1 protein-coding gene is annotated in these 628 nt (G+C 47.5%); it reads left to right on the top strand.

From position 1 onward, the window contains the following. Nucleotides 1-57 precede the first annotated feature (57 nt). Nucleotides 58-628 (top strand): galactose-1-epimerase (locus tag R7Z49_RS25950; protein ID WP_318112546.1); only part of this gene is annotated, 571 nt, incomplete at its 3' end.

The following is a 628-nucleotide window of genomic DNA, read 5'->3' as shown; positions in this document are numbered from 1 at the left end:
TATGTTTGCCAAGCCAAAAATGGTGCGGGTTTGGTTGAAGTGCTGTAAGGAATGATGATGAAAGCCTATTTTCAACAACTAGAACAAGCGATGGCGCAAACGCCGTCGTTTGATGGCCAAACTGCGACTCTGATTCATTTGACCAACGCGAATGGTATGACAACGTCGTTTATGGATATCGGTGCGACGTGGTTGAGTTGCACATTACCGGTAAATGGTGAAAACCGTGAAGTGTTGTTGCGCTCACCAAATATGGCTGAACACATGAAGCAAGACGCTTACTTCGGTTCCATTGTTGGCCGCTTTGCTAACCGAATTGCGAAAGGGCAGTTTGAGATAGACGGAGAGAAGTATCAACTTGGTATCAATAACGGTGAAAACTCACTGCACGGTGGCCTAGAAGGGTTTGATAAACGCCGCTGGGAGGTTGAAGAGCAAAATGATCAACAGGTCACTTTTTCACTTCGCTCCCCGGACGGTGACCAAGGCTATCCGGGAAACCTCGATGTGAAGGTGACGTACACGCTCACTGACGAGAATGAACTGGCTATCGCCTATGATGCTAAGACCGACAAAACATCGCCAGTGAATTTAACCAATCACGCCTACTTTAACTTGGCTGGTGAGG

This window comes from Vibrio sp. 1562, from assembly GCF_033340155.1.
In the GTDB taxonomy this organism is placed as follows: Bacteria; Pseudomonadota; Gammaproteobacteria; order Enterobacterales; family Vibrionaceae; genus Vibrio; species Vibrio alginolyticus.
Note: the sequence above shows the minus strand (reverse complement) of the source record. Positions and strands in the feature narration are given on the sequence as shown.